The sequence below is a fragment of the Massilia soli genome, from assembly GCF_016809835.1.
Classification (GTDB): domain Bacteria; phylum Pseudomonadota; class Gammaproteobacteria; order Burkholderiales; family Burkholderiaceae_D; genus Telluria_A; species Telluria_A soli.
Window position 1 is genome coordinate 43,563 of sequence record NZ_JAFBIL020000011.1, and the last position, 25,667, is coordinate 69,229.

General features: G+C 62.1%; 16 protein-coding genes and 4 tRNA genes. 15 read left to right on the forward strand and 5 right to left on the reverse strand.

The genetic code is table 11. From position 1 onward, the window contains the following. The first annotated feature begins 1 nt into the window (after position 1). From I4X03_RS22150 to I4X03_RS22195, 10 genes are all read left to right on the forward strand, one after another. Positions 2–88, forward strand: a tRNA-Leu gene (locus I4X03_RS22150). A gap of 32 nt (positions 89–120) precedes the next feature. Next, a complete protein-coding gene (gene tig / locus I4X03_RS22155) occupies positions 121–1,461 on the forward strand; it encodes a trigger factor (protein ID WP_223471031.1) in 1,341 nt (446 codons plus the stop codon). A 41-nt stretch (positions 1,462–1,502) separates the two neighbouring features. Then, complete coding sequence (gene clpP, locus I4X03_RS22160) at positions 1,503–2,120, forward strand: ATP-dependent Clp endopeptidase proteolytic subunit ClpP (RefSeq protein ID WP_223471033.1); 618 nt, start codon at positions 1,503–1,505, stop codon at positions 2,118–2,120. A gap of 159 nt (positions 2,121–2,279) precedes the next feature. Continuing rightward, entirely contained in the window at positions 2,280–3,548 is a 1,269-nt protein-coding gene (clpX, locus tag I4X03_RS22165) for an ATP-dependent Clp protease ATP-binding subunit ClpX (protein ID WP_131428374.1), read from the forward strand. 287 nt (positions 3,549–3,835) lie between these two features. After that, positions 3,836–6,241 (forward strand): endopeptidase La, encoded by a 2,406-nt coding sequence (lon, locus tag I4X03_RS22170; RefSeq protein WP_223471035.1) that lies wholly within the window; start codon positions 3,836–3,838, stop codon positions 6,239–6,241. 133 nt (positions 6,242–6,374) lie between these two features. Continuing rightward, on the forward strand, positions 6,375–6,647 hold the full coding sequence (locus tag I4X03_RS22175; protein ID WP_223471203.1) for an HU family DNA-binding protein: 273 nt from the start codon (positions 6,375–6,377) through the stop codon (positions 6,645–6,647). 46 nt (positions 6,648–6,693) lie between these two features. After that, positions 6,694–6,769: transfer RNA gene (locus I4X03_RS22180), tRNA-Val, on the forward strand. Between the two features lie 28 nt (positions 6,770–6,797). Further along, positions 6,798–6,874, forward strand: a tRNA-Asp gene (locus I4X03_RS22185). 137 nt (positions 6,875–7,011) lie between these two features. Next, positions 7,012–7,088: transfer RNA gene (locus tag I4X03_RS22190), tRNA-Asp, on the forward strand. 83 nt (positions 7,089–7,171) lie between these two features. Next, positions 7,172–9,085, forward strand: a complete 1,914-nt coding sequence (locus I4X03_RS22195) for a SurA N-terminal domain-containing protein (RefSeq protein WP_223471037.1) — start codon at positions 7,172–7,174, stop codon at positions 9,083–9,085. Between the two features lie 100 nt (positions 9,086–9,185). On the opposite strand, the gene mnmH is transcribed toward I4X03_RS22195, so the two are convergent. Further along, positions 9,186–10,238 (reverse strand): tRNA 2-selenouridine(34) synthase MnmH, encoded by a 1,053-nt coding sequence (gene mnmH / locus I4X03_RS22200; protein WP_223471039.1) that lies wholly within the window; start codon positions 10,236–10,238, stop codon positions 9,186–9,188. Then, on the reverse strand, positions 10,235–10,864 hold the full coding sequence (locus I4X03_RS22205) for an arylesterase (RefSeq protein ID WP_223471041.1): 630 nt from the start codon (positions 10,862–10,864) through the stop codon (positions 10,235–10,237). The genes mnmH and I4X03_RS22205 overlap by 4 nt, the downstream gene beginning before the upstream one ends. Here I4X03_RS22205 and I4X03_RS22210 point away from each other — a divergent pair. Next, positions 10,863–11,579, forward strand: coding sequence for an ABC transporter ATP-binding protein (locus tag I4X03_RS22210; RefSeq protein ID WP_223471043.1), 717 nt, complete (start codon positions 10,863–10,865; stop codon positions 11,577–11,579). The genes I4X03_RS22205 and I4X03_RS22210 overlap by 2 nt on opposite strands. Here the strand turns inward: I4X03_RS22210 and I4X03_RS22215 are convergent. Next, positions 11,551–13,020: an NAD(P)H-hydrate dehydratase gene (locus I4X03_RS22215; RefSeq protein WP_223471045.1), complete on the reverse strand. Its 1,470-nt coding sequence runs from the start codon at positions 13,018–13,020 to the stop codon at positions 11,551–11,553. The two genes, I4X03_RS22210 and I4X03_RS22215, sit on opposite strands and share 29 nt — an antisense overlap. Before the next feature lie 101 nt (positions 13,021–13,121). Between I4X03_RS22215 and I4X03_RS22220 the strand changes: the two genes are divergently transcribed. Both I4X03_RS22220 and I4X03_RS22225 read left to right on the forward strand, forming a co-directional pair. Further along, a complete protein-coding gene (locus I4X03_RS22220) occupies positions 13,122–16,727 on the forward strand; it encodes a hydantoinase B/oxoprolinase family protein (protein ID WP_223471047.1) in 3,606 nt (1,201 codons plus the stop codon). 44 nt (positions 16,728–16,771) lie between these two features. Next, complete coding sequence (locus tag I4X03_RS22225; RefSeq protein ID WP_223471056.1) at positions 16,772–18,112, forward strand: sensor domain-containing protein; 1,341 nt, start codon at positions 16,772–16,774, stop codon at positions 18,110–18,112. Positions 18,113–18,162: 50 nt separating this feature from the next. On the opposite strand, the gene I4X03_RS22230 is transcribed toward I4X03_RS22225, so the two are convergent. Beyond that, a complete protein-coding gene (locus I4X03_RS22230; protein WP_223471059.1) occupies positions 18,163–19,794 on the reverse strand; it encodes a tetratricopeptide repeat protein in 1,632 nt (543 codons plus the stop codon). Positions 19,795–20,061: 267 nt separating this feature from the next. Here I4X03_RS22230 and purL point away from each other — a divergent pair, with 267 nt between their 5' ends. Continuing rightward, on the forward strand, positions 20,062–24,078 hold the full coding sequence (gene purL / locus I4X03_RS22235) for a phosphoribosylformylglycinamidine synthase (RefSeq protein ID WP_223471061.1): 4,017 nt from the start codon (positions 20,062–20,064) through the stop codon (positions 24,076–24,078). Positions 24,079–24,307: 229 nt separating this feature from the next. Here the strand turns inward: purL and I4X03_RS22240 are convergent, their stop codons facing one another. Next, positions 24,308–24,937, reverse strand: a complete 630-nt coding sequence (locus tag I4X03_RS22240) for a DUF6624 domain-containing protein (RefSeq protein WP_223471063.1) — start codon at positions 24,935–24,937, stop codon at positions 24,308–24,310. A 285-nt stretch (positions 24,938–25,222) separates the two neighbouring features. On the opposite strand from I4X03_RS22240, the gene I4X03_RS22245 reads away from it, so the two are divergent. Next, the gene (locus I4X03_RS22245; protein WP_223471065.1) at positions 25,223–25,642 is read left to right on the forward strand and encodes a hypothetical protein; all 420 of its coding nucleotides are present in this window, start codon (positions 25,223–25,225) and stop codon (positions 25,640–25,642) included. Positions 25,643–25,667 lie beyond the last annotated feature (25 nt).

The following is a 25,667-nucleotide window of genomic DNA, read 5'->3' on the forward strand; positions in this document are numbered from 1 at the left end:
CGCGAGGATGGCGAAATTGGTAGACGCACCAGGTTTAGGTCCTGACGCCAGCAATGGTGTGGGGGTTCGAGTCCCCCTCCTCGCACCACACGAATAATTATTTTTTGGACGATTTTAACAATGGCAACTGCAGTCGAAACCCTGGGTAAACTCGAACGTCGCATGACGATCTCTTTTCCGCTGACTGACGTCCGTACGGAAGTTGAAAAGCGCTTGAAGAAGCAGGCCAAGACGGCCAAAGCCCCTGGCTTCCGTCCAGGCAAGGTTCCGATGAAAATGGTCGCCGCTCAGTACGGCTACCAGATCGAATCGGACGTGCTGAACGACAAAGTCGGCCGCGCTTTCAATGAAGCTGCCAACGAGAACCAGCTGCGCGTCGCTGGCTTCCCGAAAATCGAGCCGAAAGAAGACAGCCCGGAAGGCACGCTGAGCTTCGACGCGACGTTCGAAGTCTATCCGGAAGTCGTCGTCGGCGACCTCGACAAGGTTGAAGTCGAAACCATCAAGTCCGACGTGACCGATGCCGAGATCGACAAGACCATCGACATCCTGCGCAAGCAGCGCGTGCACTACCACGTCAAGGGCGAAGCTGGCCCGCACGGCGACGGCGGCAAGGCCGTTGCTGAAAACGGCGACCGCGTCACCGTCGACTTCGTCGGCAAGATCGACGGCGTTGAGTTCCCAGGCGGTAAAGCGGACGACTACACCTTCGTGCTCGGCGAAGGCCGCATGCTGCCGGAATTCGAAGCGGCGACCATCGGCCTCAAGGCTGGCGAGAGCAAGACCTTCCCGCTGGCATTCCCAGAGGACTACCACGGCAAAGATGTGGCCGGCAAAACCGCCGAGTTCACGATCACCCTGAAGAACCTGGAATGGGCGCACCTGCCGGCAGTCGACGAAGAATTCGCGAAGTCGCTGGGCATGGAAGACGGCGACCTGGAAAAAATGCGTTCGGACATCAAGGTCAACCTGGAGCGTGAAGTTGCTGGCCGCATCAAGGCACGCAACAAGGAAGCCGTCATGGACGCGCTGCTGAAGGTTACCGAACTGGACGTGCCAACCGTGATGATCCAGCAGGATTCCGAGCGCCTGGCCGAAATGACCCGCAACGACATGGCGCAGCGCGGCATGGACGTCAAGAACATGCCTTTCCCGACCGAGCTGTTCGCTGAAAAGGCAGAGCGCCGCGTCAAGCTGGGCCTGATCCTGTCGCAACTGGTCGGCGACAACGACCTGCAGGCCAAGCCTGAGCAAGTCAAGTCGCAGATCGAAGATTTCGCACAGAGCTACGAAGATCCAAAAGAAGTGCTCAAGTACTACTACAGCGATCGCCGCCGCCTGGCCGACATCGAAGCTCTTGTATTAGAAGAAAACGTCGTCAACTATGTGCTCGGCAAGGCAAAAGTCGTCAGCAAGGACGTTGCCTTTGACGAATTGATGGGAAGCAACACCCAGGCTTAAGAATTGTTTTAAGCTCCCCTAACACAGAGGAAAAGACAGGTATGAATCATAATCCGGCATTGGATACACAAGCACTCGGCCTCGTGCCGATGGTCGTGGAGCAGAGCGGCCGCGGCGAGCGCGCCTACGATATCTACTCGCGCCTGCTGAAGGAGCGCGTGATTTTCCTGGTCGGCCCTGTCAACGACCAAATGGCCAACCTGATCGTGGCCCAGATGCTGTTCCTGGAGAGCGAGAATCCGGACAAGGATATTTCGCTCTACATCAACTCTCCTGGCGGCTCGGTCTCGGCCGGCCTGGCGATTTTCGACACGATGAACTTCATCAAGCCGGACGTCTCCACGCTGTGCACCGGCCTGGCGGCCTCGATGGGCGCGTTCCTGCTGGCAGCCGGCACCAAGGGCAAGCGTTTTTCGCTGCCTAACTCGCGCATCATGATTCACCAGCCGTCCGGTGGTTCGCAGGGCATGGCGTCGGACATCGAAATCCAGGCCAAGGAAATCCTGTACCTGCGCGAGCGCCTGGCCCGCATCATGGCCGAGAACACCGGCCAGAGCGTGGAACAGATCCACAAGGACACCGACCGCGACCGTTTCATGTCGAGCGACGAAGCTGCCGAGTATGGCCTGATCGACAAAGTGTTGAGCAGCCGAGCGTAATGCGGGAAGGTTCTCTGCCACGCTGTTGCTGAAAAAACGCCCGGGCGCCACAACGTTCGGGCGTTTCGTTTTTATTTCGGGTAGCATGGCAGTTAACCGCGTACTTGTTGCGCACTCGTATTAGAGTTACCTTTTAGCAATCGAATAGAAATCTGCCCCATGTCAGACAAAAAATCATCCAGCGGCGAAAAACTCCTCTACTGCTCGTTCTGCGGCAAGAGCCAGCACGAGGTGAAGAAACTCATTGCAGGACCATCCGTGTTCATCTGCGACGAGTGCATCGACCTGTGCAATGACATCATCCGCGACGAGACCTCGAATGTGGAGACGGTAGCGGGCGCCAAGAGCGACCTGCCGACCCCGCACGAGATCGCCGAGTTGCTGGACCAGTACGTCATTGGCCAGCAAACCGCCAAGCGCATCCTGTCGGTGGCGGTCTACAACCATTACAAGCGCCTCAAGCACCTGGGCAAGAAAGACGACGTCGAACTGGCAAAGAGCAACATCTTGCTGGTCGGTCCTACCGGCTCGGGCAAGACCCTGCTGGCACAGACCCTGGCGCGCATGCTCAACGTGCCGTTCGTCATCGCTGACGCGACGACCTTGACCGAAGCGGGCTACGTGGGCGAAGACGTCGAGAACATCATCCAGAAGCTGCTGCAAAGCTGCAACTACGAAGTCGACAAGGCCCAGCGCGGCATCGTCTACATCGATGAGATCGACAAGATTTCGCGCAAGTCGGACAATCCGTCGATTACCCGCGATGTCTCGGGCGAGGGCGTGCAACAGGCGCTGCTCAAGCTGATCGAAGGCACCATGGCATCGGTGCCGCCGCAAGGCGGGCGCAAGCACCCGAACCAGGACTTCGTCCAGATCGACACGACCAACATCATGTTCATCTGCGGCGGCGCGTTCGACGGCCTGGTCAAGATCATCCAGAACCGCTCCGAAAAGAGCGGCATCGGCTTCTCGGCCAGCGTCAAGAGCCAGACCCAGCGCGCCAGCAGCGAAGTGCTGCTGGAAGCCGAACCGGAAGACCTGATCAAGTTCGGGCTGATCCCTGAACTGGTCGGCCGCCTGCCGGTCGTGGCCACCTTGTCCGAGCTGACCGAGGAAGCGCTGATCCAGATTCTGATCGAGCCTAAGAACGCGCTTATCAAGCAATACACCAAGTTGCTGGAAATGGAAGGCGCGGAACTGGAGATCCGTCCGGCGGCGTTGCATGCAATTGCACGTAAAGCACTGGCGCGTAAAACCGGTGCGCGCGGATTGCGTTCCATTCTCGAACACGCTTTGCTCGATGTTATGTACGACCTGCCAAATCAGCAAAATGTCGTGAAGGTCGTGATTGATGAAAATACGATCACGAACGGTGCCAAACCATTACTGATTTATAGCGAAACGCCTAAAGCTTCGGGCGAAAATTGATAAAACAGGGCGTGCACGCAACAAAAAGGGTTTGATCTTCTAATTCTTGGCGGTACAATTTACCTCAATAAAAGAAGCAGGCTTCAATCGAAAAGCCACTCGCAGCCAGCTTGCTGCGCGGTGGCTTTTTTAATTATTGAACCGATAAATTCTTTTATGGCATTGCCGGCTGTTTGCAAATAGTTGATTAATTAATCAAATCATTTTTTTGTAATATTAATTGTCCGGTCTTGTGTTTTGGCGACACTGTGCCAATATTGTGTGAGACGCTTTTTATAAGGTATGCCATGACAACTTCTAAACTAACCGAGCAAACGACGCTGCCATTGTTGCCGTTGCGCGATGTAGTCGTGTTCCCGCACATGGTGATCCCGCTGTTCGTGGGCCGGCCGAAGTCCATCAAGGCGCTCGAGGCCGCGATGGAGCAGGGCAAGAGCATCATGCTCGCCGCTCAAAAGGCTGCCGCCAAGGACGAGCCATCCGCGTCCGACATTTATGAAATCGGTTGTGTGGCCAACATCCTGCAGATGCTTAAGCTCCCCGACGGTACCGTCAAGGTCCTGGTCGAGGGTTCCCAGCGTGCGCGCATCAATCACGTCAGCGATGCGCCGACGCACTTTGTCGCGGATCTGACCCCGCTTTCTTCCGAAGTCGGCGACGACTCCGAAGTTGAAGCGATGCGCCGCGCGATCGTCCAGCAGTTCGACCAGTACGTCAAACTGAACAAAAAGATTCCCCCTGAGATCCTCGCTTCGCTGGCAGGGATCGACGACGCCGGCCGCCTGGCCGATACCGTCGCTGCCCACCTGCCGCTCAAGCTCGAGCAGAAGCAGGTCATCCTCGAGATCTTCAACGTCGCCAAGCGCCTCGAGCACCTGCTCGGCCAACTGGAAGGCGAACTCGACATCCTGCAGGTCGAAAAGCGCATCCGTGGCCGCGTCAAGCGCCAGATGGAAAAGTCGCAGCGCGAGTACTACCTGAACGAACAGGTCAAAGCCATCCAGAAAGAACTGGGCGAGGGCGAAGACGGCGCCGACATCGACGAGCTCGAGAAGAAGGTGATCGCCGCCAAGATGCCGAAAGAGGCACTCGACAAGGCCACCAACGAGATCAAGAAGCTCAAGCTGATGTCGCCGATGTCCGCCGAGGCGACCGTCGTGCGCAACTATATCGACACGCTGGTCAACCTGCCGTGGAAGAAAAAGTCCAAGGTCAACAACGACCTGGTCAACGCCGAGAAGGTGCTTGAGGGCGACCACTACGGCCTCGACAAGGTGAAAGAACGCATCCTGGAATACCTCGCGGTCCAGCAACGCGTCGACAAGCTGAAGGCCCCGATCCTGTGCTTCGTGGGTCCTCCGGGCGTGGGTAAAACCTCGCTGGGCCAGTCGATCGCCAAGGCCACGAACCGCAAGTTCGTGCGCATGGCCCTCGGCGGCGTCCGGGACGAGGCTGAAATCCGCGGCCACCGCCGTACCTACATCGGCTCGATGCCGGGCAAGGTGCTGCAGTCGCTGTCGAAAGTCGGCGTGCGCAACCCGCTATTCCTGCTCGACGAAATCGACAAGATGGGCGCGGACTTCCGCGGCGATCCGTCGTCGGCCCTGCTCGAGGTGCTGGATCCGGAACAGAACCACACGTTCTCGGACCACTACATCGAAGTCGACTTCGACCTGTCGGACGTGATGTTCGTGGCGACCTCGAACTCGTACAACATTCCGCCGGCGCTGCTCGACCGCATGGAAGTGATCCGCCTGTCGGGTTACACCGAGGACGAGAAGACCAGCATCGCCCAGCGTTACCTGCTGCCGAAGCAGATCAAGGCCAACGGCCTGCGCGAAGAAGAGATCAAGGTTGAAGAGTCGGCAGTGCGCGACATCATCCGCTACTACACCCGCGAAGCCGGCGTCCGTTCGCTCGAGCGCGAAATCTCGAAGATCTGCCGCAAGGTGGTCAAGATGCTGCTGCTCAAGGCGTCGGAGAAGAAGGTCATTATCAACGGCAAGAACCTGGACAAGTTCCTGGGCGTGCGCCGCTATGACTTCGGTGTGGCTGAGAAAGAAAACCAGATCGGCCAGGTGGTCGGCCTTGCATGGACCGAAGTGGGCGGCGATCTGCTGACCATTGAAGCCGTGACGATGCCGGGCAAGGGCGTTGTGGTGCGCACCGGTACGCTGGGCGACGTGATGAAGGAATCGATCGAAGCGGCCCGCACGGTGGTGCGTTCGCGTTCGAACCGTCTCGGCATCAAGAGCGACGTGTTCGAGAAGAGCGACATCCACATCCACGTGCCGGAAGGCGCGACGCCGAAGGATGGTCCTTCCGCGGGTATCGCCATGACGACCGCGCTGGTCTCGGTCTTCACCGGCATTCCGGTCCGCGCCGACGTGGCCATGACCGGCGAGATCACGCTGCGTGGCGAAGTACTGCCGATCGGTGGCTTGAAGGAAAAGCTTCTGGCGGCGCATCGCGGCGGCATCAAGACCGTGATCATTCCTGAGCAGAACGTGAAGGATCTGGCGGACATTCCTGACAACGTCAAGAACAAGCTTGAAATCGTTCCGGTGCGCTGGATCGACAAGGTTCTTGAAGTTGCGCTGGAACGCCAGCCGCAGGCGATCGTGGAAGTGGCGCCCGTCGCCGTGACCGCGGCGCCGGCAGCCGATGGCCAGGCCGACGTCGTCAAGCACTAAGCCGGCTTCCTCCGGCTGGTAAAGCAAGCGCCCTCGTGGCGCTTGTTTCATTTTGGCTTGACACGGCGGAGGGCCAGCTTGTCTAATACGCGCTGCGCAATTTTTGGCGCACTTTTCAAGTAATGAGGCACATGTGAACAAAACAGAACTGATTGAAGAAATCGCCAAGTCCGCGGACATCACCAAGGCCTCGGCCACACGTGCACTCGATGCAATGATTGAAGCAGTCACCGCCAGCCTGCAGAAGAACGACACGGTCACGCTGGTCGGCTTCGGCACCTTCTCGGTAGGCGAGCGCGCAGAGCGCGTCGGCCGCAATCCGCGCACCAAGGAAGCCATCAAAATCGCCGCGCAGCGCGTTCCTAAATTTAAAGCTGGCAAAGCTTTGAAAGATGCAGTAAACTAATGGCCTTCGGCGTTGTGACAAACGCCGGATGTATTTGGTAGTGCGCGGGCGGTTAGCTCAGTTGGTAGAGCGGAGCCCTTACAAGGCTTAGGTCGGGAGTTCGAGCCTCTCACCGCCCACCATCAAGTACAAGTTGTATCGTGTTTTCCTGGAGCGGTAGTTCAGTTGGTTAGAATACCGGCCTGTCACGCCGGGGGTCGCGGGTTCGAGTCCCGTCCGCTCCGCCAGGATTAGAGTAGTAAGTGTGTTTCCCCTGCGGGAAACGCGGTTTGGATCTCGAAGGGATTCCCTTGCAAGGGAATCCGCGGCCGGCGGAACGTCGGCGAGTCCCGTCCGCTCCGCCAGGATTAAACGCACCGTATTAGGAGCGGTAGTTCAGTTGGTTAGAATACCGGCCTGTCACGCCGGGGGTCGCGGGTTCGAGTCCCGTCCGCTCCGCCAAGAACAAAGAAGAAGGCGAACGAGAGTTCGCCTTTTTTTCTATGTGCTCGTTGCATTTAACTTAATTTCGAAGTGGCTGATCCATGTTTGAATTTATCCGCACCCACAAGCGCTTGATGCAGGTCTTCCTGATGCTGCTGATCGTCCCATCGTTCGTACTGGTCGGCGTCAGCAGTTATCAAAGCGGCGATGCCGCGACGGCAGTTGCCATGGTCGATGGCCGCAAGATCACACAGCAGGAATGGGAAGAGGCGCAGCGCCAGCAGATCGACCGATATCGCCAGCAAATGGGCGACCAGTTCGACCAGAAGCTGTTCGACACGCCTGAAGCACGCCAGGCTGTCCTCGATAACCTGGTTGCCGAACGCGCACTCGAAGCGGAAATCAAACGCAGCCACCTGACCGTCAACGACGCCACGCTGGCCCAGACCATCGCCGGCATCGACGCTTTCAAAAAGCCGGACGGCAGCTTCGACATGGAGCAGTACAAGGCCGTGCTGGCCGCGCAGGGCATGTCGCCGGCGATGTTCGACGCGCGCATGCGCCGCGACATGGCGCTGCAGCAGCTCAACAACGCAGTGGCCGGCAGCGCCTTCGTGCCGCGCACCGTCGCCAAGCGCCTGTCCGACGTCAACGACCAGGAACGCGAAGTGCAGGAAATGATCTTCCCGGTGTCCGACTTCGTCGCCCAGGTCAAGGTCACCGACGAGATGGTCAAGGCCTACTACGACAAGAACGCCGCGCTGTTTGCCGTTCCTGAGCGCGCCAAGGTCGAATACGTCGTGCTGGACGCGGCTGCGGTTGAAAGCCAGGTCACGGTCAGCGACGCTGAAGTGTCCGACTTCTATAGCAAGAACCAGAAGCGCTTCGGCTCGCCCGAGCGCCGTACCGCCAGCCACATCCTGATCAATGCGCCAAAGAGCGCCAGCGCTGCCGACAAGGCTGCCGCCAAGCAGAAGGCCGAAGCCATCCTGGCCGAAGTGCGCGCCAATCCGGCCAACTTCGCAGCGATCGCCAAGGCCAAGTCGCAGGATCCGGGTTCGGCCGAAATGGGCGGCGACCTGGGCGTGGTAGAGAAGGGCGCGTTCGTGCCATCGGTAGAAGACGCGATCGCCAAGCTCAAGAAAGGCGAGATCAGCGGCGTGGTGGAATCCGAGTACGGCTTCCACATCATTACCGTCACCAACGTCGTACCGGCCGCCATCAAGTCGCTGGACGAAGTTAAAGGCGAGATCACGGCTGAACTGAAGGCCGGCAAGATGTCGAAGAAGTTCTCGGAACTGGCGGAAGTGTTCACCGACACCGTCTACGAGCAATCGGACAGCCTGAAGCCGGTCGCCGACAAGCTGAAGCTGACCGTGCAAACCGTCGACAACCTGGCACGCACACCGGTGGCGGAGCTGGCTGACGCGCCATACAACAACGCCAAGTTCCTGCAGGCGGTGTTCGCAGACGACTCGCTGAAGAACAAGCGCAATACGGAAGCCATCGAGGCGGCGCCAAGTACGCTGATCGCCGGCCGCGTGGTCGAGTTCAAGCCTGCGTCGAAGCGCCCGCTGGAAGAAGTCGCCGCGGCGATCCGCCAGCGCGTAACGGTTGAAGAAGCAGTCAGCCTGGCGCGCAAAGCGGGTGAAGCGAAGCTGGCTGCCGCCAAGACGACGGGCGACACGGCAGGATTCGCAGCGCCAGTCGTTGTTTCGCGCACCAAGCAGCCGACCATCAACCCGACCGCCGCACTGGCAGTGTTGAAGGCCGATGTCAGCAAGCTGCCGGCATATGTAGGCGTTGAAGTCCCAGGCGCAGGTTACGGCGTGTACCGCATCGGCAAGGTCTCGATGCCGGCGGCGCCTGACGCGACACGCCGCGCAGCCGAAGCCGAGCAGCTCGCGGGCGTGGTTGGCCAGCAGGAGATGTTCGGCTTTATCGAAGCGCTGAAGCAGAAGGCCAAGGCGAAGATCACGGTGGAGCAGCCGGCCAAGGCCGCGGCAGCCAACTAAGCTGGCACGCACATGAAAAGACCCGGTCAGCGCAAGCTGCCGGGTCTTTTTTTTCGTCTGGTGGTTTGAACGCTCGGCGTCATCCGCCGCAGCGCCTGCCTTAGCCGCGCAAGCGCCTGGCCGCGATCAGAAACTGTTCAACCGAAATATCCGGCAACTCCACCACCTCAGCCTCTTTGAACTGCACGAAGTTGCGGTCAATCGAGCGCAGGTAAGCCGGGTCGTAGTGCTCCACCAGCAGTTCGTCGACCAGTTCCGGCATCCGCCCGGTATTGGCCAGCTGGTGCCAGCTGTCGATCTTTTCGCGCCCGTGCAGCTTGACCAGGCAATCGAGCTGCGCGTTGAGCGTGTCAGGGCTCTGCGTAAAATGCTCGTAGTCTTCCATCAGCAGGCGCACACGGTCAGGCCGCGACAAGGTCAGCGACACGCACGGCGACTGGCGCATCTTCTCCATCACCGCGTCGGGCACCCGCAGCTGCCCGACCTTCTTGCTTTCGGATTCAACGAAGACCGGCAGCGCCGGATCGAACTCGCGCAGCTTTTGCCAGATCATCGACTCGAACATCTTTTGCGATGGCTGCGGCTGGCTTGGCAAATTGCCCAGCACTGAACCGCGGTGCGCCGCCAGCTGCTCCAGGTCGAGCACCTGCGCGCCAATCCGCGACATCAGTTCCAGCAGGCGGCTCTTGCCGCTTCCCGTGGTCCCGCAGATCACCTTGAAAGTGTGCGGCGGCGTCTCCGCCAGCTTCTCGCTGACGTGCGCGCGGTACGCCTTGTAGCCGCCATCGAGCTGGATGACCGGCCAGCCGATACGCGCCAGCACGTGGGCCATCGAGCCGCTGCGATTGCCGCCGCGCCAGCAGTACACCAGCGGCTTCCATTCACGCGGCTTGCCGGCGAAGTGTTGTTCGAGGTGGCGCCCGATATTGCGCGCGACCAGCGCTGCGCCAACCTTCTTCGCTTCGAACGCATTGACTTGCTTGTACATCGTGCCGACCCGTATGCGCTCTTCGTCGTTCAGCACCGGGCAGTTGATCGCGCCGGGAATATGGTCGAGCGCATATTCGCTCTCGCTGCGGGCGTCGATGATGGTGTCGAATTCGCCCAGCTGGGGCAGGATGTCGCGAAAGTTAAGTAAGGCGGGATACTTCATTGGGCCTTTACGAGTGGCTTGAATTTTGGCCAGATGTTAGCCAGGATGATCGGATGCGCATCGGCATTCGGGTGCAGGCGGTCGGCCTGGAACAGCTTCGGCTGCTCGGCCACGCCTTCAAGCATGAACGGCACCAGCGGCGCCTTGTATTTGACCGACAGCTTGGCGTACATATTGAAGAATTGCTCGGTATAGGTACGGCCGTAATTCGGCGGCATGCGCATGCCGACCAGCAGCACCTCGGCGTCGTTCTTCTTCGACAGATCGACCATCGCGCGCAGGTTGTCTTCCGCCGAGGCGACCGGCAGCCCGCGCAGGCCGTCATTGGCGCCCAGTTCGATCACGACGACCGACGGCTTGTGCTGCCGGAGCAGCGCAGGTAGCCGGGCGCGCCCGCCGCTGGTGGTTTCGCCGCTGATGCTGGCGTTGATGATTTTTGCGTCAATACGCTCGGCCTTCAGCTTCTTCTCGAGCAGGGCCACCCAGCCGCTACCGCGGTTCAGGCCATATTCGGCAGATAAGCTGTCGCCAAGCACAAGCACGGTTTTTGGTGCAGAATAGGCGCTCGCCGAAGCGGCAAGCATCAACAGGCCGCTGACCAACAGTTTATTGAGACTAACAAGCATGCGTGACATTCCAGAAGCTTCCCATAGTGTCGTGAACAACGTTGCCGGATCGACGGCGGCGATTGAAGTCATTAATTTATCAAAGCGGGTGGCTGACGCCAGCGGCGAGCTCACCATCTTGCACAGCGTTGATTTTACAGTGCAACCGGCCGAGACGCTCGCGATTGTCGGCGCGTCCGGTTCCGGCAAGTCAACTTTGCTCGGCCTGCTGGCTGGCCTGGACACCCCGTCGACCGGCAAAGTCATTCTCGATGGCAGCGATATCTTCGCCCTCGACGAGGATGGCCGCGCATCGCTGCGCAAGGCCAAGCTGGGTTTCGTGTTCCAATCTTTCCAGTTGCTGGCGCATTTGAATGCGCTGGAAAACGTCATGCTGCCGATGGAACTGCGCGGCGAGGCCGACGCGAAGGAAAAAGCGACCGCGATGCTGGGCAGGGTCGGGCTGTCGAGCCGCCTGAAGCATTATCCGAAATACCTGTCGGGTGGCGAACAGCAGCGCGTGGCGCTGGCGCGTGCATTCGTGACCGAGCCGCCGCTGCTGTTTGCCGATGAGCCGACCGGTAGCCTCGACGCTGCCACCGGCGAGGCGGTGATCCAGCTGATGTTCGAGTTGAACCGCGAGCGCGGCTCGACCCTGGTGCTGGTCACGCACGACCCGTCGATCGCGGCGCGCTGTGGACGCACCATTACGATTGCGGCTGGCCGGCTGGTTTAGGCCGTTCCGCCACCATCCGGTTTAACACCCGCCGGATTGCCGCCGGCAGCTCGCTGGCGGTCAGGCCGATCGGCCCGCAGCCTTCCGCCACCAGGCGGTCGGCGGCTTCTCCATGCATCCATACCGCCGCCAGCGCCGCATCGCGCGCCGGCCAGCCTTGCGCCAGCAGGCTGCCGCACAATCCGGCCAGCACGTCCCCGGTTCCTGCACTGGCCAGCCCCGGATTCCCGGTCGGGTTGATGAGCGCTTCGCCGTCGGCCATCGCTATCACTGTGCCCGATCCCTTCAGCACCACGCAGGCATCGAAGCGCGCCGCGATCTCGCGCGCCGCTTCCAGCCGGTCGCCCTGCACGACGCCCGCCGTGACGCCGAGAAGGCGCGCAGCTTCCAGTGGATGCGGCGTCAGTATTGTATGAGCGGTGCGGGCCGCCAGGCGCGCCTGCAGGTCGGGACTGGCGGCGATCAGGTTAATTGCGTCGGCGTCGAGCACCAGCGGGTTGTCGCCGTCCAGCGCCTTGCCGAGCAAGCGGATCGCCGTGGCCGAATCGCCCATGCCGGGCCCGGCGACGATGGTGCTGCCGGCGAAGTTGAAGCTGGCCGCATCGCGGAACATCAGTTCGGGCTGGCCGCTGTCGAAGGCAGGCCCGTGATCGACCGACGCCACGAAGACCCGGCCGGCGCCTGACAGCAGCGCGGCCCTCGCCGCCAGTATCGGAGCGCCGGCCATGCCATGCGCGCCGCCCACCACCGCAACGTCGCCGAAGGTGCCTTTGTGCGAATCGTGCAGGCGTGGTGCGAACGCCAGGCCGAACATCGCCGGCTCGTTCATGTGGACGCTCGCACCGGGCAGCAGCGCCTCATCGATACCGATCCGGTCGACGATCACGTGACCGGCGTGATCGCGGCCGGCGAGCGTGTGCAGGCCCGGCTTGTCGCCGATGAAGGTGATGGTGTGCGTGGCGCGAACCGCCACGCCGTCCGGCCCGATCACGGCGCCGCTGTCGGCATCGAGCCCGCTGGGTACGTCGAGCGCCAGCACCGGGCACGCCAGCGCGTTGACCGTGTCGATCATGGCGCGCGCCGCACCTTCGACGGGCCGTGCCAGTCCAATGCCAAACAGCCCGTCGACAACCAGCGCCCACTGGCGGCCTGCCGGTATGTGGTTCAAGGCGCCAGCGGCGTCGGCACGGCCCAGCTGCACCAGCGTGACACCCACCCCCGACTGCGCCAGGCTGGCCGCTACCTCAAGCGCATCGCCGCCATTGTTGCCCGGACCCGCGAGCACCAGCGCCTGGTGCGCGACCGGTTCGGCGCCGATGATGCCGAGGGCGATGCGGGCGGCGGCGCGTCCTGCCCGCTGCATCAAGGTGCCCGGCGGTAGCTGCGCCGCAGCCGCGCGTTCGGCCTGGCGAATTTCCGCGACGCTGTAAAGTGCTCCCATGCTGCCTCCGATGCTTGCTGAAACGTCAAAGCTGTATTTTCCATAAAATTACAGGCGGGCGCACTACAATATACGTCCAAACGCATTTGCAGGGGACACGCATGGATTGGCAATTCTGGATCGACCGGGGCGGAACATTCACGGATATCGTCGCGCGCCAGCCCGACGGACGCATCGTGACGCACAAGCTGCTGTCGGAGAATCCCGAACAGTATCGCGATGCGGCAGTGGCCGGTATCCGCCACCTGCTCGGCGTGGCCGAAGGAGAAGCGGTACCCGTCGCCGTGATCGAAGCGGTCAAGATGGGCACCACCGTCGCCACCAACGCGCTGCTGGAACGCAAAGGCGAGCGCACCGCGTTGGCCATCACGCGCGGCTTCCGCGACGCGCTGCGCATCGCCTATCAGAACCGTCCGCGCCTGTTCGACCGCCACATCGTCCTGCCCGAACTGCTGTACAGCCACGTGATCGAGATTGACGAGCGCATGGGCGCCCACGGCGACGTGGTGCGCCCGATCGATGAAGCAGCCACGCGCAAGGCTCTGCAGGCCGCCTACGACAGCGGCCTGCGTTCGCTCGCCATCGTGTTCATGCACGGCTACCGTTTCACCGGGCACGAGGCAGTCACGGCCCGCATCGCGCGCGACATCGGCTTTACCCAGGTTTCGGTCTCGCACGAAGTGAGCCCGATGATGAAGCTGGTCGCGCGCGGCGACACCACCGTTGTCGATGCCTACCTGTCGCCGATCCTGCGCCGCTATGTCGATCAGGTTGCGGCCCAGATGCCCGATGTGAACCTGCAATTCATGCAGTCGAACGGCGGCCTGACCGACGCGCGCGCCTTCCAGGGCAAGGACAGCATCCTGTCCGGCCCGGCCGGCGGTATCGTCGGCATGGTGCGTGCCAGCCAGCTGGCCGGCTTCGACCGCGTGATAGGCTTCGACATGGGCGGCACGTCGACCGACGTGTCGCACTACTCGGGCGAGTTCGAGCGCGTGTTCGAGACCCAGGTGGCCGGTGTGCGCATGCGCGCGCCGATGATGAGCATCCACACGGTGGCGGCCGGCGGCGGCTCGATCCTGCATTTCGACGGCAGCCGCTATCGCGTCGGCCCTGACAGCGCCGGCGCCAATCCCGGGCCTGCCAGCTATCGCCGCGGCGGCCCGCTCGCGGTCACCGACTGCAATGTCATGCTTGGCAAAATCCAGCCAGCGCATTTCCCGAAAGTTTTCGGTCCCGCTGCCGACCAGCCGCTCGATGCCGATGCCGTTCGCAGCGCGTTCTCCGCGATGGCGCGCACGATCGGCGACGCGACCGGCACCATGCCTGCACCCGAGCAGGTGGCTGAAGGCTTTATCCAGATTGCGGTCGGTAACATGGCCAACGCGATCAAGCAGATCTCGGTGCAGCGCGGCCACGACGTGACCGACTATGCGCTGACCAGCTTTGGCGGCGCTGGCGGCCAGCATGCCTGCCTAGTTGCGGACGCGTTAGGTATGAAAACGGTGTTCATCCATACACTGGCCGGCGTGATGTCCGCGTATGGCATGGGGCTCGCCGACCAGACATCGATGCGCGAAGCCGCCGTCGAACAGCGGCTTGACGACCTCGCGCCGCAGGAGCTTGGCGCCAGATTGGCGCAGCTCGGACAGGGCGTCACCGACGAACTCGTGAAGCAGGGCGTGGCGCGCCAGCGCATCGCGCTGGTACGGCGCGTCCATCTGCGTTACGAAGGCACCGATTCGGCCATCATCGTGCTGGCCGACCAGCCGGCCGCCATGAAAGCCCAGTTTGAAACCGCGTACAAGAAGCGCTTCTCGTTCCTGATGCCGTCGAAAGCGCTGGTGGTGGAAGCCGTCTCGGTGGAAGCGATCGGCAAATCCGACGCGCCGGAAGAGAGCTTCGCCCAGGGTATTGCCGAACGCGGCGCCGCGCTGGCGCCGCACGAGCAGGTGCGCATGTTCGGCGGCGGGGCATGGCACGAAACCGGGCTGTTCAAGCGCGCAGGAATGCGGCCAGGCGATGTGATCGACGGCCCGGCGATCATCGCCGAGGATAATTCGACGACGGTCGTGGAACCGGGCTGGCAGGCCCGGGTTACCGGCTTCAACCACCTGGTGCTGACCCGAATCGAGGCGCTGCCGGAGCGCCGAGCCATCGGCACCACGGCAGACCCGGTGATGCTGGAGATCTTTAACAACCTGTTCATGTCGATCGCCGAACAGATGGGACTGCGCCTGCAGAACACCGCCTACTCGGTCAATATAAAGGAACGCCTCGATTTCAGCTGCGCGCTGTTCGACGCGCGCGGCAACCTGATCGCCAACGCGCCGCACATGCCGGTGCACCTTGGCTCGATGGGCGAGAGCATCAAGACCGTGATGCGCGAGAACGCGGGGGCGATGCGTCCGGGCGACGTCTTCATGCTCAACGACCCGTACAACGGCGGCACCCACCTGCCGGACGTGACGGTCATCTCGCCAGTGTTCGACCAAGCCGGCCAGGCGATCCTGTTCTACGTCGGCTCGCGCGGCCACCACGCGGACATCGGCGGCACCACGCCGGGATCGATGCCGCCCGACTCGGTCACCATCGACCAGGAAGGCGTCTTGATCAACAACTTCAAACTGGTCGACGGCGCCGACGGCTTGCTGCGCGACGCCGAAACGCGCGCCTTGCTGGCCGGTGCGCGCTACCCGGCGCGCAACCCGGACCAGAACATGGCGGACTTGCGCGCGCAGGTCGCGGCGAACCAGAAGGGCGTCGATGAACTGCACAAGATGGTCGCCCACTTCGGCCTCGAGGTCGTGCAGGCGTACATGGGCCACGTTCAGGACAACGCGGAAGAGGCGGTGCGCCGCGTGATCACGGCGCTCAAGGACGGCGACTACACCTGCCAGCTCGATAATGGCGCGCAGATCCAGGTGGCGATCAAGGTCGATCACAAGGCGCGCAGCGCGACCATCGATTTCAGCGGCACCTCCGGCCAGCTTGAAAACAACTTCAATGCGCCGTCGGCTGTCTGCATGGCCGCCGTGCTGTACGTGTTCCGCACGCTGGTGGACGATGAGATTCCGCTCAACGCCGGCTGCCTCAAGCCGCTGAACGTGATCATCCCGCCCGGTTCGATGCTGAACCCGCGCTATCCGGCCTCGGTCGTGTCGGGCAACGTCGAGACCTCGACCTGCATCACCAATGCCTTGTACGGCGCGCTCGGCGTACTGGCCGCCTCGCAGGGAACGATGAACAACTTCACCTTCGGCAATGCGAAGTACCAGTATTACGAGACCATTTCGGGCGGTTCGGGCGCCGGCGACGGCTTTGACGGCACCGACGTGGTCCAGACCAATATGACCAACTCGCGCCTGACCGACCCGGAGATCCTCGAATTCCGTTTCCCGGTGCGGCTCGAAAGCTACGAGATCCGGCATGGGTCGGGCGGAGCAGGGCGCTGGCATGGCGGCAATGGCGGCGTACGCAAGGTGCGCTTCCTGGAACCGATGACGGCGGCGATCCTGTCGAATAACCGCCTGCACGCGCCGTTTGGCATGGCCGGCGGAGGCGAGGGCGCAAAGGGTATCAATGCGGTCGTGCGGGCCGACGGCAAGGTCGAGCAGCTGGCCCACATCGGAAAAACCAGCATGGAGGCGGGCGACATGTTCATCATCGAGACCCCAGGAGGCGGAGGCTACGGGAAAGCCGAGTGATTGTGCTGGCTTATGCAATGCGCATGGGGATAGAATAGCTGGCAATGACTATCAGAGCGTTCACGCCCCCTCCAGGATTTGTCGACCTGCTGCTCGACGCGGTATGCGTTGTCGATTCGGACGGCCGATTCCTGTTCGCCAGCGCTGCTTGCGAGCGGATCTTTGGCTATCGGCCGGACGAAATGGTCGGCACCCTGATGATCGACATGGTCGCGCCGGAGGACCGCGGGCGCACCCTCGAAGCGGCGCGCCAGATCATGGGCGGCGATGCCAAGCCAGGTTTTGAAAACTGCTATCTGCGCAAAGACGGCAGCAGGGTGCACATCCTGTGGTCGGCGCGATGGTCGGCGCCAGACCAGGTGCGCATCGCAGTAGCGCATGACATCACCGAGCGCAAACGGGCCGAAGCCGTCCAGAAGGCGCTGTACGCGATTTCAGAGGCAGTTCATACAGCCGGCGACCTGTCGGCGCTGTTCCCGCACATTCACCGCATCATCAATACGCTGCTGCCGGCGACTGGCCTGACGATTGCGCTGTTCGACCCGGCCTGCCAGCAGCTTGACTTCCCTTATCACGCCCACGGAGCCGACGATGAATCGGCCAGGGCAGCTGCGGCCCATCATGCACTGTGCGAGTACGTCAGCAAAACCGGCGAGCCGCTCCTGCTGAGGCGCACGGGCACGGAACGCTTGCCCGACTGGCTCAGCGATGCGGCTGCGCAAGTGGCCCCGTGCTGGCTTGGCCTGCCGCTGGTCTCGGGCAAAGGCGTCATTGGCGCACTGGCTGTGATGGAGATGGCCGATTCGCCGTGCTACAGCGAGCGCGATCAGGAGCTGATGCAGTTCGTGTCGGCCCAGATCGCAACCGCGATCGAGCGCAAGCAGCTCGACTCGGAATTGCGCCACATGGCCCAGCACGATGCATTGACCGGGCTGCCAAACCGGACTGTGCTGCACGATCGCCTCAATACGTCGCTCGCGCACGCGCGCCGCAACAATCGCGGCATTTCGCTGTTGTACATCGACCTCGACAGGTTCAAGTCGATCAACGACCTTCATGGCCATGAGACCGGCGACAAGCTGCTGAAGGAGGTGGCACGCCGGATCAACGGCTGCCTGCGCGATGCCGACACCGTGGCCAGGGTCGGGGGCGACGAGTTCGTGGTGCTGCTCGACGGCGACTGCGAACAGGGCGACGCGGAACGGGTCGCCGAGAAAATACGCGCTGAGTGCGCCGGCATCCGGATCCGCGACCTTGATCTGGTCATCACGCCCAGTATCGGAATCGCGGTCTATCCCGACAACGGCGAGAACGCGCAACAGCTACTCAGGTACGCAGACGATGCGATGTATCGGATGAAGAAGAAAGGGCGAGACGGTCGTTAGGCCGGCATTTGTAATGCCAGCCAGTGCCTGGGCCGGGCGCACTGACCGGGTCAGGCCGCCGCGATACCGTACTTGCGCTGGAGCGCGATGTACTCGCGATTGATCAGGTCCAGCTGCGGATGCCCCGGATCGTCCCGGTGGATTGCTTCCATTTGCGCGTGGCAGATTTCCGCCAGCGGGTTGTCCCAGCCCAGTTCGTCCAGCTGGCGGAGGATGCCTTTGGCGACGGCGATCATCACCTGCTGGTTCCCCGGCGACATGTGCATCGCTTCGAGCAGCGACTGCACCGCGCCCTTGAAGTCACCCATGTTGGCTTTTTCGGCTGCGACCCCGAGCATTATCTGGGCCTGCGCCTTGAGCTGCGCGCCCATGCCGTCGGCCAGGTCGCGCCGGCCGGCCTTGACGAACACGCTCATGGCTTGCTGGGTCGACACGCCGCTCTTGGTATCGTTCATCACCGACAGCATGACTTCCGAGGCGCCCTGGTCAAGCTTGTGGGCGAGGCAGCTCTCGGCCAGGCCGATGCGCAGCTTGGTCGACAAGCCGCTGCTGGCGCGCACGGCGCCGACCGCGTTGGCCAGTTCGGTCGCCGCGGCGTCGCTGTTGCCTGCCGCGTCGTGCAGCATCGCGACCGATATCGCCTTGCACGCGTCGACATTGGGATTGCCGCGCAATGAGCGTTCAAGGTCGCGAATGACGCCGCTGGCCTGCGTGGCGTCGCCTCTCTGCACCAGGGTCTTGACCAGGTTGACATGGTCTTCGGGATCGCGGAATTCGGAGTACTTGGCCTTCGACACCACCTGTTTGAATGACTTCTCGGCCGCCGACATGTCGCCCGCGTCGAGCGCCACTTCGCCCAGGTGGCGCAGGCGGCGCACCATGTGCGGCGAAATCGCCACCGCGTCTTCCAGCACCTGCTGCGCGCGTGCTGAAGCGCCGTTCGACTCGTGGCACTTGGCAAGCATGTCGTAGGCGGCCATCAGCTTGGGATTGACGGCGACGAGCTGGGTCAGCACGGCTTCGGCATCGTCGATGCGGCCTTGCGCAAACAAGGAACGCGCCAGGCCGAGCGACGCCCAGCCGATCTGCTTCACGCCGAGCATCGCGGTGTACAGGTGTTCGGCTTGCGGATGCTCGCCCAGGCTGGCGTGCAGCTCGGCGCGCAGGCGCACGAAATCGGCGGCATAGCGCGGATTGGCGGTTTCGGCATCGGCGGCGGAGCGAATCGCGTCGCGCACGCTGCCCTGGTCGATCAGTTTGTACGTCGGCAGGAACACTCTGCGGCGCTCGACTGCGCGGGTAATCCGCTGCATCAGCACATCGACGGTAAATGGCTTGAGGATGTAATCGGTTGGCGTGAGCTCGGCCGCGCTGACGACCTTGCTGTAGACGCCTTCGGACGTGAGCATGATGAAGATGGCGCCCATGCCAATCAGCTTGTGATGGCGCAGGTCTTCGAGCAGCTGCTGGCCGTCCTGCCCTTGCTCGCCGCCGCTATCGAGGTCGTACTCGCACAGGATGATGTCGAACGCCCTGCGCGACAGCGCGCGGATGGCGGTGCCCGAACTGACGGCGAATTCGATCTTGCTGATGTTCGACATGTTCAGCATGTTCTGCAGGCTGCCGCGCATCCCGGGATTGGGGTCGATCACCAATACGGTCAGGTTGCCGTTGTCTTCCATGGTCTCACTTTCGCCCTATGAACAAGGGTCTCGTTGAATCTTAATCGTTTATGGTAATTCTTGAAACTGAAAGATACGCGATTGTTATGTTCCCGGCAACAGGGATTGCATATTGGCAGGCAAAGTGTTGCTTATCGCTTCCAGAGGTCAAGATGCCAAGGGATGGTGCGACGCGGTATAATAGCGGCCTAAAGGAATTCTGCATCACGTACCAGTGTCTCATCTACCTTTAACCCGCAGCCACGCTGCATCAACCATCGTCCAAACATGTTGATTCTGCCGGGTTCCAATGCCCTGTCTGTCTTCCGCACACAACGCCTCCTGAGCCAACTTCAAGCCGTCGCGCCCGCGATCACGGCCATTGCCGGCAGGTTCTACCACTTCATCGACACCAGTGCGCCGCTAACGGCGCAAGATACTGAGCGTCTCAGCGCCATGCTTACGTATGGCGAACCGGCAGCAGCAGGGCAGGACGGCGCGAGCGAAGAGTTCTTCGTGATCCCGCGGCTCGGCACCATTTCGCCGTGGGCGTCCAAAGCAACCGACATCGCGCACAACTGCGGCATGACGCATGTGCACCGCATCGAGCGCGGCATCGCCTACACGGTCTCGCTGAAGCAGGGTGTTTTGGGAATCGGCGCGGTCAAGAAGCTGGCCGCGGACGAAGCAAGCGCCGTCGCCGGCCTGCTGCACGACCGCATGACCGAGAGCGTGCTGCGGCACGCGGATGAAGCGGCCAACCTGTTCAGCGAACTGGAAGCGCGTCCGCTCGAGTCGATCGACGTGCTCGGCGCCGGCAAGGCCGCGCTGGAAACGGCGAACACCGAGCTTGGCCTGGCTATGTCGGACGATGAAATCGACTACCTGCACGAGGCGTTCACCAAGGCCGGGCGCAACCCGACCGACGTCGAGCTGATGATGTTTGCGCAGGCGAACAGCGAGCATTGCCGCCACAAGATCTTCAACGCCGACTGGATCATCGATGGCGAGCAGCAGCCAAAGTCGCTGTTCCAGATGATCAAGAACACCCACCAGCTGAACCCGCGCGGCACCGTCGTTGCCTACAGCGACAACTCGTCGATCATCGAAGGCGGCACCGTCACGCGCTTCTACCCGCGCGGCGAGAACCACGAGTATGCGGCGTCGACCGAGCTGACCCACATCCTGATGAAGGTCGAGACGCACAATCACCCGACCGCGATTTCGCCATTTCCGGGCGCCTCCACCGGCGCCGGCGGCGAGATCCGCGACGAAGGCGCGACCGGCCGCGGCGCCAAGCCGAAGGCAGGCCTGACCGGCTTCACCGTATCGAACCTGGTTATCCCCGGCGCCGAGCGCAAATGGGAAAACGCCGCCAGCGTCACCGCGCCATTCGGCCAGCGCGCCGAAGCGGGCGTGTACGGCAAGCCTGACCGCATCGCCTCGCCGCTGCAGATCATGATCGACGGCCCGATCGGCGGCGCAGCCTTCAGCAATGAATTCGGCCGCCCGGTCCTGGGCGGTTACTTCCGTACCTACGAGCAGAATGTCGGCGACACCGTGTATGGCTATCACAAGCCGATCATGATCGCCGGCGGCATCGGCAGCATCTCGGCCGCGCACACCCACAAGAACGATATCCCGGTCGGCAGCCTGCTGGTGCAGCTGGGCGGCCCTGGCATGCGCATCGGTATGGGCGGCAGTGCCGCCTCGTCGATGGCCACTGGTACCAACACCGCCGACCTGGACTTCGACTCGGTCCAGCGCGGCAATCCGGAGATGGAACGGCGCGCGCAGGAAGTGATCAACGCGTGCTGGCAGATGGGCGCGGACAATCCGATCATCTCGATCCACGACGTGGGTGCGGGCGGCCTGTCGAACGCTTTCCCTGAAATTACCAATGACGCCGGGCGTGGCGCGATCTTCGACCTGCGCAAGGTGCCGCTCGAAGAAAGCGGCATGGCGCCGAAGGAAATCTGGAGCAACGAGTCGCAGGAACGCTATGTGCTGGCGATCTCGCCGGACAACCTGGCGCTGTTTGCCGCCATGTGCGAGCGCGAGCGCTGCCCGTTTGCCGCCGTCGGCGTCGCCACCGAAGAACGCCAGCTCAAGCTGATCGATCCGGAACTGGGCAACTCGCCGGTCGACATGCCGATGGATGTCTTGCTGGGCAAGCCGCCAAAGATGCTGCGCGACGTGAAGCATGTATCGAACGACTACCCGCCGGTTGACGTCACCGGACTTGACCTGGCCGATGTGGCCGAGCGCGTGCTGCTGCTGCCTTCGGTGGCCGACAAGTCCTTCCTGATCACCATCGGCGACCGTACCGTCGGCGGGACCACCGTGCGCGACCAGATGGTTGGGCCGTGGCAGGTGCCGGTGTCGGACTGCGCGGTCACCGCGATGAGCTTCGAGGGCTACCTGGGCGAAGCGATGGCGATGGGCGAGCGTACGCCGCTGGCAGTCATCAACGCCGCCGCATCGGGCCGCATGGCGGTCGGCGAGGCGGTCACCAACATCGCCGCCGCACCGATCAAGGATATCTCGGACATCAAGCTGTCGGCCAACTGGATGGCTGCATGCGGCCAGCCTGGCCAGGACGCGGCGCTGTTCGACACCGTCAAGGCAGTGGGCATGGACCTGTGCCCGGCGCTCGGCATCAGCATCCCGGTCGGCAAAGACTCGCTGTCGATGCGCACCACCTGGCGCGACGAAGATGCGCAGAAGTCGGTGATGTCGCCGGTCTCGCTGATCGTCTCGTCGTTCGCGCCGGTGTACGACGTACGCAAGGCGCTCACGCCGCAGATCCGCATGGACGCAGGCGATACCGCCATGATCCTGGTCGACCTCGGGCGCGGCAAGAACCGCCTCGGCGCTTCGGCGCTGGCCCAGGTGACCCAGCAACTCGGTAACGACGTGCCTGACGTCGACAGCGCGGAAGACCTGAAGGGCTTCTTCAAGGCGATCCAGCAGCTCAATGCAGAAGGCAAGCTGCTGGCTTACCATGACCGTTCCGACGGCGGCCTGTTTGCGACCCTGTGCGAGATGGCGTTTGCCGGCCGCAGCGGCCTGTCGATCAACCTCGACATCCTCGCGCACGAAGGCGAGCACTCGTCCGACTGGGGCGACGCCAAGAACTGGGCAGGGCAGGTGGCTGAACGCCGTAACGAACTGACCTTGCGCGCGCTGTTCAACGAGGAGCTGGGCGCAGTGATCCAGGTGCGTGCCGACGAGCGCAGCGAGGTAATGAATGTGCTGCGCGAGCATAACCTTGGCGCCTGCAGCCATATCATCGGCAAGCCGAACGACCGCGGCGTGATCGAGTTCACCCGCGACGCCAAGATCATCTACAGCCAGGCACGCAGCGCGCTGCACCGCCTGTGGAGCGACACCAGTTGGCGCATCGCGCGCCTGCGCGACAACCCGGCCTGCGCGGACGCCGAATACGACCGTCTGCTGGACGAAACCGATCCTGGCATCTCGCCACGCCTGACCTTCGACCCGAGCGAAAACATCGCGGCGCCGTTCCTGGCGACCGGCGTGCGCCCGCGCGTGGCGATCCTGCGAGAGCAGGGCGTCAATTCGCACATTGAAACCGCGTGGGTAATGCACCAGGCAGGTTTCGCCGCGGTCGACGTCCACATGAGCGACCTCATTGCAGGGCGCGTCAAGCTGGACGATTTCCAGGGCGTGATCGCGGTGGGCGGCTTCTCGTACGGCGACGTGCTGGGCGCCGGCGAAGGCTGGGCCAAGACGATCCTGTTCAACGACAAGCTGGCCGACCAGTTCGCGCGCTTCTTCGCACGCGGCGACAGCTTCGGCCTGGGCGTCTGCAACGGCTGCCAGATGATGAGCAACCTGAAGTCGATCATCCCTGGTGCGCAGGCATGGCCCAAGTTCACGCGTAACAAGTCCGAGCAGTTCGAAGCGCGCTTTGCGATGGTCGAGGTGCTGGAGTCGCCGTCGATGTTCTTCAGCGGGATGGCGGGCACGATGACGCCGATCGCGGTGGCGCATGGCGAAGGCTTCGCGGACTTCTCGCAGACCGGCGATATTGGGCAGGTCGTGAAGTCGATGCGCTTTGTCGACAACCGCGGCGATGCGACTGAAACGTATCCGTTCAATCCGAATGGATCGCCGGCAGGTTTGACGGCGGTAACGACGGCCGACGGCCGCTTCACGGTGATGATGCCGCACGCCGAGCGCGTGTTCCGCTCGGTGCAGCAGTCGTGGCATCCGGAAGCGTGGGGCGAGGATTCGCCGTGGATGCGCATGTTCCGCAACGCGCGGAAGTGGGTCGGTTAAACCATTAAACGTAGGGCGGATAAGCGCTTGCGCGCATCCGCCGAATTGGCGTCGCGTTGGCGCCAATTCGGTGGGCACGCGCAAGCGCTTTTTCTTTGCTAGCTCAGACTAAAGCTGACACATGGCGTCCGATGACGCCAGCATCCGTTCGAACCGGATGGCCGAGTCGTCGCCTATCGTGCCGCCAAAACCATCGTGGCAGCAGCAACTAAGGAGCACGCCATAACCGTCACCTCAGGTCCGGGCGGGGGACAGGTACTGTCTTGCGCGAATCCGCTGCACTGTGCAACGCGATATTTGGATTGGCACAGTCGAAAACCTTCGCATACTTGGCAAGCGGAGGCAGATTGACAGCACGGCGGCGCTCATCCACCTTATCGATATCTTCTATCTTGAAGGGTTGCCATTCCTGCCTGCTGACGCAGTTGCCCTGCGTGCCGAAGCGCTGTGGATAGTGGGTGCGGTCATACAGATAGGCATAATCCGTTCCCGAGGCCTGCTGGCGCGCTACCAGCGGCGCCATCATGGCAAGTACCTTTCGCTGGAACGCCTCGTCGGAGTCGGCATGCTGCGCCAGCAGCCATGCGGCACGAGCGCCATCAACCCCGACCATCTTATATGTCGGCCAGCCAAATTGATCGACGATTTGTTTCAAGCGCGCCTGGTTAGCGTGATCGACCTCTTGCCATTTGCTGAAGTCTCCTCGTTTTGAGGCGCGACGAACCTCCTGGTCGCGCGCTGCCATTGTAAGCAGTTCTCCTCGCAATTCCGGATGCGTTCTGTCGGCTGCATATGACGACACGCCGATCATGCAAAGAAAGCCCGCTGCAAGCAATGGATGACGGATGGGGTTTTGCATTGTCGTGCCCGTGCTCTTGTTGAGTTCGCTCTAAGCATAGCGCAAAGGGATGCTGGAGAACGCAATCCACTCTGGACATTCCTGTCCATAACCACAGATAGAAATGACTTTCCCCATTTCGAGACAGTTTCGTGATGTGCGCGTTTGTACCCATTGTTCCGACGGGAGCTGACCTACACTAAAAGTACCGCAAGCCTATGGCGGCTTTGCGGTATGCGACGCCCGCCACGAGGCTTATCCGGCGTGACGCCTGTCCAAAGGTTTCTGCTTTGTGAAGGAACGATCATGCGACCACTATCTTTCCTGATTTCCACATCCCTGCTCGTGCTTGCCGCTGGCGCAAGCGCACAGACCCAACCCTATCCACGGCCCGATACGGCACCGCTTACAAGTGTGACGGTGACGGCTCCAGAAAGGCCAGTCCGGCTCAGGCCTGACGAAGTAAGGCAGATAGCCGGAACCTACGACATGGCCAACGGCTGGCGACTGGAAGTGCGCGGCAGACCAGAATTCATCGACGCGACGATCGACACCGAAAAGCCGATGCGGCTCAAAGCAGTGTCGAAAAACAAGTTCGTCTCCGGCGACGGCAACGTGATCATGGAATTCAACCAACGCACGGGCGACGACATGAAGCTGAGTTATGTGCCCGACCCCAGCAAGCCATCGATGGTGTCGATACCGGCGCAGAAAGCCAGGCGCTGAGCGGTGCGTATCGGGCGCCGAGGCT

Excerpts from the sequence above, each read along its gene's own strand:
- tig (WP_223471031.1), top strand. The coding sequence starts at position 121 with ATGGCAACTGCAGTCGAAACCCTGGGTAAACTCGAACGTCGCATGACG.
- clpP (WP_223471033.1), top strand. The coding sequence starts at position 1,503 with ATGAATCATAATCCGGCATTGGATACACAAGCACTCGGCCTCGTGCCG.
- clpX (WP_131428374.1), top strand. The coding sequence starts at position 2,280 with ATGTCAGACAAAAAATCATCCAGCGGCGAAAAACTCCTCTACTGCTCG.
- lon (WP_223471035.1), top strand. The coding sequence starts at position 3,836 with ATGACAACTTCTAAACTAACCGAGCAAACGACGCTGCCATTGTTGCCG.
- I4X03_RS22195 (WP_223471037.1), top strand. The coding sequence starts at position 7,172 with ATGTTTGAATTTATCCGCACCCACAAGCGCTTGATGCAGGTCTTCCTG.
- mnmH (WP_223471039.1), bottom strand. The coding sequence starts at position 10,238 with ATGAAGTATCCCGCCTTACTTAACTTTCGCGACATCCTGCCCCAGCTG.
- I4X03_RS22210 (WP_223471043.1), top strand. The coding sequence starts at position 10,863 with ATGCGTGACATTCCAGAAGCTTCCCATAGTGTCGTGAACAACGTTGCC.
- I4X03_RS22205 (WP_223471041.1), bottom strand. The coding sequence starts at position 10,864 with ATGCTTGTTAGTCTCAATAAACTGTTGGTCAGCGGCCTGTTGATGCTT.
- I4X03_RS22215 (WP_223471045.1), bottom strand. The coding sequence starts at position 13,020 with ATGGGAGCACTTTACAGCGTCGCGGAAATTCGCCAGGCCGAACGCGCG.
- I4X03_RS22220 (WP_223471047.1), top strand. The coding sequence starts at position 13,122 with ATGGATTGGCAATTCTGGATCGACCGGGGCGGAACATTCACGGATATC.
- I4X03_RS22225 (WP_223471056.1), top strand. The coding sequence starts at position 16,772 with ATGACTATCAGAGCGTTCACGCCCCCTCCAGGATTTGTCGACCTGCTG.
- I4X03_RS22230 (WP_223471059.1), bottom strand. The coding sequence starts at position 19,794 with ATGGAAGACAACGGCAACCTGACCGTATTGGTGATCGACCCCAATCCC.
- purL (WP_223471061.1), top strand. The coding sequence starts at position 20,062 with ATGTTGATTCTGCCGGGTTCCAATGCCCTGTCTGTCTTCCGCACACAA.
- I4X03_RS22240 (WP_223471063.1), bottom strand. The coding sequence starts at position 24,937 with ATGCAAAACCCCATCCGTCATCCATTGCTTGCAGCGGGCTTTCTTTGC.
- I4X03_RS22245 (WP_223471065.1), top strand. The coding sequence starts at position 25,223 with ATGCGACCACTATCTTTCCTGATTTCCACATCCCTGCTCGTGCTTGCC.